Consider the following 14,426-nt stretch of genomic DNA (forward strand, 5'->3'; position numbering starts at 1 on the left):
TCAACTTTACACTTTTCACTGCTCAGTATGTTTCACAGGCATGGCGTGAAGCCACCAAAAACATGCAACGCAGTTATTCACATAAAGGTTATCCTTATGACAATGCCTGTATTGAATCCTTCCATTCACTCATAAAAAGGAAATGGCTTAACCGTTTTAACATTAAGAATTACAGACACGCATACAACCTGATTTTTGAATACATCGAAACCTTTTATAACACTGTCAGAATTCATAGTCACTGTGATTACATGTCACCTGATGAATTTGAAAAAATGTATGAGAGGGTTAAATCTCTGCCGGTTGCTTAGCTGACAGAACTTCTCATTTTATTTTGTGCTAAATCTTGACATAGCACCAGTTTTAGTTTTTCATAATTACAATGTCTCATATAGAAAAATATAATCGGTGCAAAGAAATATTGCTTTTTAAAACTTTTGAGTATTGCCACATCCATACAGCCATTCCTTGTATTCTCTCATTTCTTCATTATCTTCTACCGATAATACATAGTTAATCCTTCCCATTAAAGAGTTAATATACTGTTCTGTTGATATTTCCACATCAATATCAATGTCAATTTGTCCTTTTAATGCATCTGATAATTGCCTGCTTTTCTTTTTTAATACTGAATGTTTCATATGGTTCTCTATTCCATATTTTTTACAATAATATATTTCCTGTCTTATTTCTTTCTTATATTTTCTTGGTGCTGAAAGTTTTTCATTTACAATAATTCCTGTAACATTCTTTGACTGTCCTGAATGTAAATATGTTGTCTTTCTGTTGTTTATATAGAACCCCATCTTTCTAAGTTCTGATTCTACTTTTTCAATTACAGGTTCTTTATCGAATTTTCCTGAAAAAGTCATATCATCACAGTAACGCGTATAATTAATGTTGCGTTCCTTGCACCAATCTCCTATTTCTTTATCAAAATCTCTCATAATTATGTTAGATATATCAGGTGATGTCGGTGCTCCCTGGGGAATACTATGTTCATACACACATAAAATGCTTAATAGTATTCTAATGGGTTCTGAAAAAATGTCTGGTTTGAAAACTTTTTCTTTCACCATTGGATACGTAATATTATCAAAAAAATGTCTGATATCAAGTTTTAGTATGTTCTCAGCTCCAACGTGTACTTTAGCATTATTCACTATTCCCTCACCTCTAATATAGGCTGTTGCATAAATTGATGTAGGCATTTTTCTTAAAATATAAAATCTAATTTTTCTTTGTATTGATTTAAGATTGTCTTTCGGAACATGTAATGTTCTGATTTCTCCATTATTTTTCATAATTTCTACAGTTTTATAGTTTGAAAAAATATTTCTACTAAACTTGTATAATACCTTGCGTGGAATACGTATGTCCTTTTCAAGTGTTGATAAATCTTTATAATATACCATTCAACATCTACTCCTTTCACATATGCAATGCAAAACATTGAGAATTTAGAAACTGGCGCAGATGTAGTCTAGCACATGTAATGTGCTCCACCTACATCGAGCAAAGATTCTATGGTGTATTCGATTTTATCGAATACAAACTGTATTAATAACTATCAATAGCGACTCCCTATTGACTTCAATATAAAATTGAAATGCACTAATGCACTGCATATGAATTTTTGTCTGTTGATTGTAATTTAACAAATTGTCTAACCCTAAATCGAATCCATTATTCTTATATATTTCACCTACAAAAAGAATCTTTTCTTTTGCTCTTTTTTTACACATATCCAGATCCCATTCTCTTGAATTATTCTCGTAATCTTCAATTACTTTTTCAACACATTTCAGCTTTGATTTCCTATAAGAATCATATGAAGTTCTTTCTTCCATCTCATCTTCCTTAGGTATTTTAAGAATATTTATATCTTCTTTAAAAGTAAAATCTTCCTTTAAATGATTTTTCAATCTGTTTCCTAAATTTCGATTAATAGATGCTTCAAGATACATTAAATTTCCTATAGAATCAATTAATACGGCATCTTTATCCTCTATAAAAGTATGAGATATAATATGTTCAATATCTAATCTTTTATCCTTTCCTACATTACTATAATTGCCTCTGTAAAATAAGTTTTTCTTTACATCTCCTATCGTACATTTTTCTTTGCTTAAAAGACAATCTTGCATATAACTCAAATCTATTTCCAGATTTCTCAAATCACTTCCAAAGCATTTTTCTGTTATTGACTTCTTATATTCATTTACATAATATTGATAATCCTGATACTCTTTGCTTTTCTTATTTAAATTTCCTCCGTTTAATTCTTTTTTTATTTTTTCCTTATCGATATCACTATTCATTAATACTTCGATTATCTTCTCAAAAACCTGATTAACTATTCTCGATTTACCTGCTCTACAAATAGAACAATATTGCCATATAATTTCTGTAATTTTCAGTGCCTCTTTAACTTCGTCAATTGTTGGATTTCCTTTTTCTTTTGAAATAACATATGTAATAAAATACTCTATATTATTTAGCTGACCATATCTTGATTCCCACATAAATTCTCTTGCAAACCAAATTAATTGATCATCGCTTTCAAATATTTTGTCATTTTGATTATCTATTATTTTCTGAGTTACTAAAATTGTATCTGCTATTTCTTTAACTCTATTTACACTAATGTACTCCTTTTTTTCTTTTAATGAATCCATTTTTTCAACAAAAAATGAAATGGCATTTTGTTTCATCCCGGTTGGACCTTTGCCCACCTCTAATTCTCTCATAATGAAAAACTTAAATACATCCGCCAAATCATATTCTGACAATTCTGTATTTCTGGATTCATTATTATAATTATAAATTTCCTGATATTTATTATTTAATATCTCTAAAACTTTTTCACTATCTTTATTAAATAAATCTGCGTATTTTGTTTTAAAAACATCTTCACTTTGAAGTGGTAATCCTTCCATATTCATTGTTGTGAATATTCTAAGCATTCTCTCTAACGATGTTTTTTCAGTTATAATTTGTACAAAAATAATTCTTTCTATAAAATCATCTACAAATATTTTCTTATTATTTAGTTTTGAGCATATATATTTATAATTTTCTTGAAATTTATCGCTTTTTATGTTGTTCTTATACCTTATAGTACAATTTCCTATACATAACTCTTTTTTATTTTCATCTATAACTATTTTTTCCTGCTCAGAATTGTTAGTGTTCTTAATAGCCTCAATAATCAAAAAGAGTGTTGTAAGTCTTTGCTGACCATCAATTATTTCTTTTTCTTCATTTTCATTTATATTGAATTGAAGAGAACCTAAAAATGCATATTCTTCTTTTGATGCTTGATTATCAGCTAATGAAAAAATTTCTTCCAACACTTTATCAATTTGAGAATATTTCCATTCATATGGTCTTTGATATGCCGGAATGACATATACACTTTCTTCCAATATATTTTTTAATAATATTGTATTACTTTCAATACCATAATTTCCGTTTTGACCTTCATCTTTCTTATTATTCACAATACATCTCCTCCAACTTTCTTCTTGTTTTAATTATCTTCTAAGCACTTAATCCTTGCCACTTTTCCCCAGGATGGATTTACCTTTTCATTATTAAGTAGCCAAATTACCGGTATCCCCATTGCTTCACTTTCTTTTGGAAATGGTGCATATCCGTCTGTCAAAATTATTATACTAACTGGAAGATTATCTGTCATATATTCTTTTACATAATTAAATATAATTTGAAAGTTTGTCCCCCCTCCACCTATTGCCTTTATCATCTCAAATTCTTCTTCATTTTCAAAAGGTACTGGTTCAATTACTACTGCATCAAAAAATCCAAGCATTCCGATTAATTTTCCGTTGAACTGTTCAATTGCGCCCTTAACCTCTGAATATGCTGCAGTTACCATATCATCCTTCATTGATGCTGATGTATCAATCATAAAAAGAATATTTTCAGGTTTAATGTCTTTATCATTAAAATCCGGTAGAAAAAAGGGGCAATCATCAAACCTTCTATCAGGTGGCATAAATGAATAATCCACAACCTCCTCCTGTAAAAAATCTATTAATATTTCTCGCCAATCTGTTTGTGCATTTTTTAATTCTTTTAGTCTACGTTGAGCGAAAGCCGGCATTGTTTCTCTATTTATAATAGAATCTCTTATTTCTATTGTTTTTGACACTTCATCTAATCTACTAATCCATAGTTCTTCCAGCTCTTCATTCTTTTCTATTTGTTGCCATTTTGTGTGATTGTCAATTATATTAGTAGTATTTTTTGTTTTTCCATTACTTTGAAGCTTTGCGTTATTCATCCCCAGATTTTTCTGCAACATATTATATACTTCTTCAGCAGTGTACTCATATCCTTCTTTTCCATTTGGAGCAAGATGCATTGCTTCACCATCACTTCTAAGAGTTATTGTTCTTGTGTCCATATTATTTGACAAAAGAATATTAGAATTTACTACTATATCGCAAGCAATATTGTATAGTTCTTTTTCCAACTCTCTTCCTCTAAAACAATGTTGCAATGCCACGTGAAGAATCTCATGCATCATAATAAAATCAAGTTCATCGTCATTTAACTCATCAAGAAATTTAGGATCAAATCTTATAACCTTACCATCTGTATATGCTGTTCCACATTCTGCATCCAAACCATATTTCATATGCATAAGTAAAAGTCCATAAAAGCCATTGTTACAAAGTATTCTCATTTTGGATAGCATCAATCTTTTTGTATATTCTTTAATTTTGTTACTTGATAACTCCATTTAAAATCTTCCCCTTTGCTGATAACCACTTGGCAAAGTCAGGTATTGCCATTAACTTACGTTTATAATCTTTTTCAATATACATATAATCTTTCATCAACACCACACCAAAATCCGGTGGTAACTTTTCAGCGTATCTTATTGAGTTAGCTATTTTTGTTATTTCCTCTTTATGTTCTTTTGCATAGCTTGTCATTGCTGCTGTTAAGGCATACAGGACATCAGGGCTTTTTGGTACTCTGGGTCGAAGTCCATTAAATATGTCATCCATATCCGGTAACTGATTATACACATTGCACCACGTCCTAAATTCAACTGCAACTCCTGTCCCTACAAGTCCTGTAATTAATGGATATACTTCTGACACATCATCATTAATATTATTTAAAATATTACTAACCATCTCCCATGAACGTGGTGTACTAAATGCTAGGTCTTCTGATTTTGCATCGAAGTTCATCAAATAATTTCTTCTAAAAGATAAGAACCCTATTACTTTGTCATTTACTCCCGATTTGATTGCCCACTCTTTCCATGAATCAAAGTTGTCTTCAACTTCTATATGTAAAAGTCTGTTTGCAAGTGCCTTTGGCATTTTAAATGCAACTGATTTATCTGTCACCCTGTTACCTGCAGCTATAACAATGCAATTATCCGGAAGTTTATGTTCTCCAACAACTCTGTCAAGAGTAATTTGATATGCTGCTGCCTGTACCGATTGTGGTGCGGCTGATATTTCATCTAAAAATAAAATATTTACAATATCATCACTTGAATCCATCTGGAATATCTGTGGCTTTAGCCATATTGCTAATGTTTTGTCAGCATTTGATGTTGGTATACCTCTTAAATCAATCGGATTAAATAACAGTAATCTTACATCTGTAACAACTGATTTCTTGCCTGTTCTTTCTTCTATCTCTTTTGCAATCTGTCTTACAGCCTGAGATTTACCCACCCCGGGTGGTCCCCACAGCATAACCGACGGCATAATCTTAATTGGCTTTTTGTTATTAATTAATACACTATATGAATCTGCTAATAATTCTGTAATTCTACCAACATCCATCTGTGGGATGTTAGCAAGTTTTATATCTTTTACTCTATTTTCCATTATTATTTACTCCTAACTTTTCATCTAACTCTTCTACCAGTTTCCTGTAATGATTAATCTGATCATAAAAGTTTTCATCTTTTGAAAGGTTTGTTTTTATGTCTCTAAGTTTTGTTTGTTGCTTTTCCAGTGATTCTTCCAATTCTTTCAAATGGTCATTTAAATTGTTTAGGTAATTATCAATTCTTACCAAATTACCTACTTCTGTATCTCCTAGTTCAACATAATACCTTCCATTGTTTTGCAGCCATACATATGGTTTTTCAGATTTCATATTTGTAGGAAGAATTATGTCAAACCCTCTGTATTTTATGAATTTTCTCTCTTTTGTTTCTAATACATTCTCCTTAATTGCCTGGTGAATCGTAGTTCTAATAAACTTTCTTTCCTCTACCAATTTTTTCTTTTCATCATTGTTTTTCGGATTCGGATATTTCTTATTCCACTTTTTAACAAATTCTATGTCGTCTACACATTTACTAATAATGTCCTTTTGATGTTTAATCTTTCCCGGAAGCTCCATAGCTTCTTTTTCCCATGCAATCCTTGCCTCAACATATTTTCTTTGAAGAATTTTGTATTTGGTCAGTTCATTGTACGCCTCAACTCTGTCCTTAACTAATGGATTTCCCACTGCCAAAGCTTTTACTTCAGCATAATCAAGAACTGAATCTTCAATATCACTTCCACTTCTTTCAACCAAAGATCCTGCTAATAGTTCAGAAATAAATCTTTGCTTTGTTTCCAACAACTGCCAAGAATAAGCATCAAAACTGCCTTCTGTAATATAACGATAAATTTCAACCTCTTGATTAATATTGCCCTGTCGCAAAATACGACCTTCTCTTTGAACCATATCTGCCGGGCGCCATGGCACATCTATATGGTGAAGGGCAATCAGTCTATCCTGAATATTTACTCCCATCCCTATCTTAAAGGTAGAGCCTAGAATTACTCTGATTTTACCTTTTCGAACATCATCAAATAGTTGTTTTCGCTTCTTTTCTGTATTAGCACTATGCGCAAAAGCAATTTCATTTTCAGGTATTCCCAAATTTTTAAGTCTGACTTTTATGTCATCATAAATATTAAAACCTTTCTTTGGAGTTGAATAATCGCAAAATATAACCTGTGTTAATCTATCTTTCATTGTTCTAAAATAAATATTGGCTACATTCTCTACACATCTTCCGACCTTACTTTGACATCCTACTGATAGTGACGAGTCAACTAATCTCATATCCAATGCAGCTTTTCTTCCATCTGTTGTAATCTTTAGCATATTGTCAACTGTCCTTAAAACCGCCCCCATTCTGACTGCCTCTGCTCTTTTGCTAATTTCTTCTAAATATTTCTTTAAATCATAACTTTTAGATATTAGTGCATCTTTGTAGCCATTATGTTTAGGAATGTTTTCTGCACCATCTACCTGATGAAAATCTGCAATTGACGCAAGCAAGGTAGTTAACTCCGGCAAATTATGAAATCTTGAAAATCTGGTTGTAATTCTATAAGAACTTGTATCCACATCAATTTCAAACTCTGTATTTTTTTCAGCAAACATTCCAATCCAACCATCAAAATGTTGCAAATCAAGTAATCCTAACTCTCCATTCTGCAAATATCTCTGCATAATATAAGCATCTGTAATAGAATTAGTTATTGGTGTTCCTGTTGCTAAAATTACACCTCCACCGTTTTTTTGAACACATTGAACTTTATGAAACATTTCTTCACACTTCTTTGATCCTTTAGGATTAAGCCCCATTACATTACCAATCTTAGTATCAAAAGGAACATTCTTAAAATTGTGAGCTTCATCAACAAATAATTTTGTTACTCCCATATCTTCAAAATATACTCCATCATAATCAACTTCCTGTGCTACTGTTAGTTTTCCAAGTTCTTCTTTTATCTTTTTAATCTCTCTGTCAATTTTCCTAGGATATTGTAAATTGTTATTTTTTTCATTCTCCAATTCTGCTTTTTTTGTTTTTAATCTTTCTATCCTATAATCTACTGATAATTTAATACGTTCAAAACAACTGTAAGCAATAATTATTCCATCGTAATCCTCATCTCTAATCTCTTCCATTACCTGTTTCCTGTTAATTGGTTTGAAAGTCTTGGGCTCAATTGTTAAAAGTTTTGCATTAGGATACATTTGTTCAAAAATATCTTTCCATTGACCAACTATATTATTGGGAACAACATACATATTTTTATTAGAAATTCCCATACGTTTCATTTCCATTCCTGCTGCAATCATTGCATATGTTTTACCTGAGCCAACATCATGGGCTAATAATGTATTCGGTGTGAATATCATTCTTGCCACTGCATCCTTCTGATAAGGATAAAGTTGAATTTCAGAGGACATATTGGGAAAAGTCAAAAATGAACCATCAAAATTTCTTTTTCTGTTACTTCCATATTTTTGATTATAAATTTGTTCAAGCAGATTTTTTCTTTTATCGCTTTTCCACACCCACTTTTTAAAATATGCAATCATTTGATTTTGTTTTTCCTGTGCTTCTATTGTTGCCTGCTCATCAATTACCCTCTTCTTTCCTGAACTGGTTGTTGTACTTGGAATTGTTTTATAAACTGCAACCGGTTTCATATTCAACGTATTTTCTAATATTTGTATGCTATTAACCTTCTCCGTACCATATGGACCTTCTATATAAGTAGCCCAACTCAAAAAAGACTTATCAACAATTTCCCAAACGCCAAGTTGTTCATTATGCACTGTTAATTCCTGTGTTGCTTTAAGGCGATACATTTGGCTAATAAAAGAATCAATTATCTCTGTAGGAATCCATGGAGAACCCAGTGTTATGTAAATCTCTTCGAAATCAATATATTCAGGAAACACTTTCTCTATTGCTTCAATATTATCGTTAAAATATCCCTTGTATTTCCTATTATTCTCTACAGCCACAGCATATTTGTCATATAAATTACCTGACAAATACTCTTCTGCCGTCTCCCATCCCTTGTAAAAACACTCTTCCCAGGTTCTAGGATTCTGATATATCGAACCTTTTAAAGTTTCAATAACCGTCTTATATCTTTCTCCTGTAATAGCTGCAATGTATTCAATATCAACATGACCCAAATTAGAAAGACTAAGTATAAGTCCATCTGAAATACTATCAGCATGAACTCCAACTGTTGCAGGACTGGAATCAAAAATATTCTCCCAATCAATCGGCAAATCCATATGTGTTACATCTTTTATATTCTTTCCTTCTTCCATTGTTTTTGTTCCTCTCTTGTGTAAATAGTATAAGAAAAGCCATGGGATATTTTTATCTCATCCTTTTTATACTCTATTTTTTATTTAAGGAACTTTATCTTATTTCTCCAAAATTATATTCCATTTGCAAATAATTATTTCTAAGTATTCCGTGTCTGTCACAATAATCATTTATTAATTTCATCTCTTGTTCTGTACATTTTCTATTATTCTTACCATATGCTTCAAATAGCACGTATCTATTTTCACGATTGCATACTACAATAGTTATATATGGCTGTTCTATATTGTCGCTTTTTCTCATAAACAAAATTGTCCTTTTGCAGTCGATTATATTGTTCAAATACAGTGTTGGTTCATCATCCATATAAACATTGTTCTTGCATAACTCATCTACTGTTTTTGGATATTCAATTGTAATTCCATTACATTCTTCATACCATTTATTTCCACGCATTTTATTTGATTGTTCTATTTTTTTATTTATCTTTTCTTTGTCTTCAAAAAGAATCTTATTTAACTCTTTTGCTCTTTCTAATTTCAATTCTGGTCTGCAGTAGCCTATAAGTGCTCTTTTTAAATATTTCTTATATATGACATCTGTTTTTTCAATTTTTGCACATATTATGACAAATTCCATTTTGTCTTTTGTATCTTTTTGATTTATAAGAATATCTACCTGTTCTTCATTCCATAATTGACTTAATTTTTCACTAAATGAAAAAAATATATTTTCAATATCTTCACAGATAAAATATGTATTTATCAGATACGCAATAAACTGACATTGTGCATCATTTAACTTTTTCTGAAAAATCTTACTACCATGTTTGTTTATTTGTTTTATTGCTATTCTGTTATTTTTACTTGAAAGTAATAATGCTCCTTTTTTACAATTTAAATTATTAAGAATTTCTATGTTGATTCCATCGTATAAATCTGACGGTGTGTCCGACAATAAATTAATTTCATCCATAAGATATATATTATTTGCTAATTCATCTAACCCTGCTTTGTACAATATTTCCTTTGGTGTATTTTTCCTCATTTCTTCAATACATCCTTTTATTATCTGTTCACTAACCTGTGGTGGTTTCCATTCATTTTTTTCCGTATTTAAATGCAACATACTTTTTCCTCTTTCAATAAAAATTTTTCAGCTTCTTATCATGCTAACTTTACATTTATTTTCATATTTGCGCTCTATAAATAGTATAAATAAAGCCATGGTATAAAATTACCCCATGGCTTTCCTAATTTCTGTCATTTTATTTACTAATTCTTTCTGAAAGACGATAATATTTTTTACTATTTTAGAATTGCACTCCAACTCCTGAATTATTTTCTCTTTTGTAATGCAATATTAATCCAATGCTCATTTTCCCATTCTAGTGGAGATTGATTTTCCGGTATTTTTATATTTTCATCAAACTTCTTTTTAAAAAGAGTATAGTCATCTTTCGTCCATTTGCTCCAAGGTTTAACTACATCAGCACTATATTTTTTCATCTTGTTTTTGTTATTTTTGCAATATATCTCTTTCACAAGCGAACTTTTATCTGATTGAGTTTCCTTTTGTTCTTCTTCTATCTCTTCCCACATTTTTTTATTTTCTTCATTCCATATTGATTCCAAAATGTAATTGTCTATTGGAATGTGCAATTGCTTTTCAATATCTTTAGATATAAATTTTTTGCTTATTTCACAAAATCTATGCTGTATGTTCATTATTTCGCATAACGCACCAACTACATAAATATTTTTGATAGTCATATTTACCCATTTTTGAGCATTTCCATAGCTAAAAAGTGGTTCATTATTTTCGCTAATTTCTTTAAATTCTTTATTACACTCTTCAAATTTTTTCTTACTATCTCTAAATTCTTCATTAAACTTTTTAAATTTTCCTATTATTTCTTCGCATAAATCATTATACCAATTATTAAATTCATCATATGTATTAAATTTAATAATTTTATTTTTTAACTCTTTCTTTGCTTCATCTCTCGCATCGTTCGCCTTTTCTTTTAGATTATTTTCATACTCTTTCTTAATAAGTGCGTAAAACGCCCCCTGTCTTGTTGCATCCTGATACGCACTTTCAATTAACTTGTCAATAATTTCATCTTCTGACATAGCTCCTTCTCGAATAGATATTCTGAAAGTACTATATAGCAAGAAATCAACGCAACTCATATATTTATCCATTTTCATCATTTTTCTCCTAACTTTCTTCATAGTTCATCATTGCTGCTTTCAAATCGTTCCTAACTGACTCAACTAATGTCTGTGGGCTTAATACTTTTACGTGAAGTGCATATTGCATTGCCCACTTTCTCATTGATTGCTCATTTACATATACAGAACACACCACTTCATCTTCCGTTTTCTCTAGAAACTGTATGTCCTTTCCAAACCAATCAAAGATTTCACTTAATATATATTTCTTCGCTTTAAATTTTACTCGAATGCTTTCACCACTAAACATATAAATATGCTCTGTAACGTGTTTTGGAAGGTCGATTCCATTCTCTAATCCCTTAACCTGCTTCTGTGGTTTTACTTTTTCTTTTAACATTTTTATGTCTGTTATTCTGTCAACTCTAAAATGTGCCACGTTGTCGTATTTATCAACATTGCAGATTAAATAATATTTATCATTAACTGCGACCATCTGATAAGGGTTAATTATGTACGGTTCATTTCTTCGGGGATGAAGTTTCTTGTCCGTTCCATATTCATTGTAGGTAAATGAAACTTTTTTGTTCTTGCTAATTGCTTCATCCAAAACATCCAATGTAAAAAATATCTGATTGTTTCGTGGCATATTGTCCGGCAAATTCTGTATATGTTTAACACGTGATTTAAAGAACTCATTTGAAAGCCCCTCTATCTTAGTAATCATATCTTTGCACTGACGAGCTGGCAAATATCTGTTAAAAAGTAAACTGTCAATCAAAAGTCTTAACTCACTATCCGTAAAATCTCTTTTCAAATAAAAATCTGACAAAGTAGAACTTTCTTCTTTTATGCCACTTTTATTTTTTATAAAACGAACCGTCTCTGTATATTCTATCTCATAGCCAAAATCAATAAGATTCATTATATTTCTCTTAATTGTTTTTCGTTCAACCTTAACATTATATTCTTTTTTTAATATGTCAGCTATCTGTTTCTGACTTAACCTATGGTTCTCATCCGTATAACGTTTGAGAATATCCAAGATGTTTATAATAATCATCTTTTTTGGCGGAATGGTATAGTTCATAAATTATCACCTCTGGATTAAACATATTTTCAATAATTCTTTAGATGTTTATAACCAATTTAATTATAACACTTTTCCCTTATAATGTAATTATTATATTACAAGTGATGGTACTTTTTTGTCCCATCTTCTTTCCTGTTTTAATTATCTTGTTCGTGTAATATGAACACAATTTCACCCCTTATTTTATCAATGCATCATATATCTTGTTAAATATTACCTGATTAGGATAGTATCTGTAATCTGCAAATATACTTATTCCATTCTTTTCGTAAAATTCCAAAATAGCTGCTGCACATGCCGCACTTCTGCTTTGTCCATACTCACATTGGCATATAATATCCATATTCTTGCTATGAGCCTCCTTTATAAATTCAGCCAATTCCTCTGCTTCAGTAAAAAAGCTTTCAAAGGTAAAACCGTACTCCGAAAGAACTTCTATATCAATGTCATTAACAGCCACCTGAAAAAGCATATCTGTTTTGCCTTTATAATCCACAGGCTTTGCTCTTCCACTTCCAACATTTGGTGGATCATAAAAACTAATAACTGCTGTATTTTCCAATCTATCTGCCTTGTTTAATAACTCTTCTATTGCCTTCTTGGAATAAATTTTCACATTCATATTTTCAACCTTTCACTAAACTTAACAACAACTAACTTTCAAATCATTCAAAAATGTTAATTACAAAAATTAATTTTTAATTTACGTCATTTCTTATCTAGCATAATCTGGAAAATTTTTTGGTAACCTCTCCTGACACCATATCCCGAACATAATTAAATATAACAATTTCTTCTTCATTTATTTTCTTATCCTTATGCCAATGTCCAAAATAATGCATCTTGTATTCAACATTATCTATTACCCATTGAATAAAGTTTTGCAATTTTTCCTCTTCTGCCACATTATGTCTTGCTCCCAGCTTTTCCACAAGACTTCTAGGACACGTATGAGTAAGAATATAATCTACTTTCATATTGTTTCTTTTTAAATTCATTATTCCATTATCATATTCTTCCTGATTAGGTAGCTCCTCTTCAAAATATGTTTCATTCTTTACGCGCCAAAATCTGTCCACACTATAAGCTCCTCCAAAGCAAAAAATCTTAATGTCATCGATTCTTAAAATCTCTCCTCGCATTATATGGATAATCCTTGTCATAAGCTTATGACTTTTTGCTCCATAGAAATCGCTTACTTCCTGACTATTTAGAAATCTGTGGTTGTCATGATTTCCATCAACGAAAACAATATAAGAATTTTTGTTTTCAAGAATGTCATTTATTATTAGCATTTTCTCCTGACAAATCTTTGTATCATACCAAAACATTCCAAAATCTCCCGCAACAAATAACATTTCCTCATCACTCATACTTTCTGTCATTCCAAATAAAAGAAAAACATCTCCGTGAATATCCCCTGTTACCGAAAGTTTCATACAACCACCAGCTTTCTCTTGTTATACGACTGTTATTTCAATTAATTTGTTTGGCCAAATTCAACATATCTATATGATAAACTATTGCATGGTCAAAAAATGTCTCATCCTAAAAATGATTAAAACAAAAACGCCAATCAATGAATTTAACTAACTAAATCCAATGCTAGCGTTCAATTTTTTATATATAATTTTGCTTTAATGTTCAAATATAGAAAAATATTCACGGTATTTATAAAGTGCAAAATAAAACTTTGCTCCGGCTGATGCATCATCATATCTTCCCTGTGCTTTTTTGCTATAAGTAATGCCATCATCATGCACATACATATTATATTTGTCCATATAATTTGATATTACATTATTAACAAACTGGCTTTTTTCTTCACTTAGTTCTGGATTTACAAGCAGTTTCACTTCATAACCTGACGCTCCTGATTGATTCATATATTTATAAATCACTCTTTTAACGCTTTCAATATCTTCAGGTGTTAGTTTATTAAATTCAGTTTTATAAAGCTGCTTTAAAACTTTTTGACTCACATCTGCATCCTCCATTTGCCTATTTCTTC

The 14,426-nt window shown here is 30.6% G+C and carries 12 protein-coding genes; 1 reads left to right on the forward strand and 11 read right to left on the reverse strand.

From position 1 onward, the window contains the following. Positions 1-62: 62 nt before the first annotated feature. On the forward strand, positions 63-311 hold the full coding sequence (locus tag NQ558_RS10820; protein WP_198006731.1) for an integrase core domain-containing protein: 249 nt from the start codon (positions 63-65) through the stop codon (positions 309-311). 117 nt (positions 312-428) lie between these two features. Here the strand turns inward: NQ558_RS10820 and NQ558_RS10825 are convergent, their stop codons facing one another. The 11 genes from NQ558_RS10825 to NQ558_RS10875 all read right to left on the reverse strand — a co-directional run bounded on the left by NQ558_RS10825 (position 429) and on the right by NQ558_RS10875 (position 14,397). Further along, positions 429-1,415, reverse strand: a complete 987-nt coding sequence (locus tag NQ558_RS10825; RefSeq protein ID WP_005360410.1) for a reverse transcriptase family protein — start codon at positions 1,413-1,415, stop codon at positions 429-431. A gap of 126 nt (positions 1,416-1,541) precedes the next feature. Further along, positions 1,542-3,503 (reverse strand): DUF262 domain-containing protein, encoded by a 1,962-nt coding sequence (locus NQ558_RS10830; RefSeq protein ID WP_040446322.1) that lies wholly within the window; start codon positions 3,501-3,503, stop codon positions 1,542-1,544. A gap of 29 nt (positions 3,504-3,532) precedes the next feature. Beyond that, positions 3,533-4,768, reverse strand: coding sequence for a vWA domain-containing protein (locus NQ558_RS10835; RefSeq protein WP_005360404.1), 1,236 nt, complete (start codon positions 4,766-4,768; stop codon positions 3,533-3,535). Next, positions 4,752-5,882: an ATP-binding protein gene (locus NQ558_RS10840; protein ID WP_005360402.1), complete on the reverse strand. Its 1,131-nt coding sequence runs from the start codon at positions 5,880-5,882 to the stop codon at positions 4,752-4,754. The genes NQ558_RS10835 and NQ558_RS10840 overlap by 17 nt, the downstream gene beginning before the upstream one ends. Next, positions 5,872-9,144 (reverse strand): helicase-related protein, encoded by a 3,273-nt coding sequence (locus NQ558_RS10845; RefSeq protein WP_005360401.1) that lies wholly within the window; start codon positions 9,142-9,144, stop codon positions 5,872-5,874. Before NQ558_RS10845 ends, NQ558_RS10840 begins: the two co-directional genes overlap by 11 nt. 94 nt (positions 9,145-9,238) lie before the next feature. Beyond that, complete coding sequence (locus NQ558_RS10850; protein ID WP_005360399.1) at positions 9,239-10,273, reverse strand: PcfJ domain-containing protein; 1,035 nt, start codon at positions 10,271-10,273, stop codon at positions 9,239-9,241. A gap of 209 nt (positions 10,274-10,482) precedes the next feature. Further along, entirely contained in the window at positions 10,483-11,358 is an 876-nt protein-coding gene (locus tag NQ558_RS10855; RefSeq protein WP_040446320.1) for a hypothetical protein, read from the reverse strand. Between the two features lie 10 nt (positions 11,359-11,368). Beyond that, positions 11,369-12,412, reverse strand: a complete 1,044-nt coding sequence (locus tag NQ558_RS10860; protein ID WP_005360396.1) for a helix-turn-helix transcriptional regulator — start codon at positions 12,410-12,412, stop codon at positions 11,369-11,371. A 181-nt stretch (positions 12,413-12,593) separates the two neighbouring features. Continuing rightward, positions 12,594-13,037, reverse strand: coding sequence for a protein-tyrosine phosphatase family protein (locus NQ558_RS10865; RefSeq protein ID WP_005360394.1), 444 nt, complete (start codon positions 13,035-13,037; stop codon positions 12,594-12,596). A 97-nt stretch (positions 13,038-13,134) separates the two neighbouring features. Further along, positions 13,135-13,854, reverse strand: a complete 720-nt coding sequence (locus NQ558_RS10870) for a hypothetical protein (RefSeq protein ID WP_005360392.1) — start codon at positions 13,852-13,854, stop codon at positions 13,135-13,137. 198 nt (positions 13,855-14,052) lie between these two features. Continuing rightward, a complete protein-coding gene (locus NQ558_RS10875; RefSeq protein WP_156774956.1) occupies positions 14,053-14,397 on the reverse strand; it encodes a hypothetical protein in 345 nt (114 codons plus the stop codon). Positions 14,398-14,426 lie beyond the last annotated feature (29 nt).

Origin of the sequence: Eubacterium ventriosum (genome assembly GCF_025150745.1) — a bacterium.
GTDB lineage: Bacteria > Bacillota > Clostridia > Lachnospirales > Lachnospiraceae > Eubacterium_G > Eubacterium_G ventriosum.

Coding starts and splice junctions, on each gene's coding strand:
- NQ558_RS10870 (WP_005360392.1), bottom strand. CDS start 13,854: ATGAAACTTTCGGTAACAGGGGATATTCACGGAGATGTTTTTCTTTTA.
- NQ558_RS10855 (WP_040446320.1), bottom strand. CDS start 11,358: ATGAAAATGGATAAATATATGAGTTGCGTTGATTTCTTGCTATATAGT.
- NQ558_RS10860 (WP_005360396.1), bottom strand. CDS start 12,412: ATGAACTATACCATTCCGCCAAAAAAGATGATTATTATAAACATCTTG.
- NQ558_RS10820 (WP_198006731.1), top strand. CDS start 63: ATGCAACGCAGTTATTCACATAAAGGTTATCCTTATGACAATGCCTGT.
- NQ558_RS10865 (WP_005360394.1), bottom strand. CDS start 13,037: ATGAATGTGAAAATTTATTCCAAGAAGGCAATAGAAGAGTTATTAAAC.
- NQ558_RS10850 (WP_005360399.1), bottom strand. CDS start 10,273: ATGTTGCATTTAAATACGGAAAAAAATGAATGGAAACCACCACAGGTT.
- NQ558_RS10825 (WP_005360410.1), bottom strand. CDS start 1,415: ATGGTATATTATAAAGATTTATCAACACTTGAAAAGGACATACGTATT.
- NQ558_RS10840 (WP_005360402.1), bottom strand. CDS start 5,882: ATGGAAAATAGAGTAAAAGATATAAAACTTGCTAACATCCCACAGATG.
- NQ558_RS10845 (WP_005360401.1), bottom strand. CDS start 9,144: ATGGAAGAAGGAAAGAATATAAAAGATGTAACACATATGGATTTGCCG.
- NQ558_RS10835 (WP_005360404.1), bottom strand. CDS start 4,768: ATGGAGTTATCAAGTAACAAAATTAAAGAATATACAAAAAGATTGATG.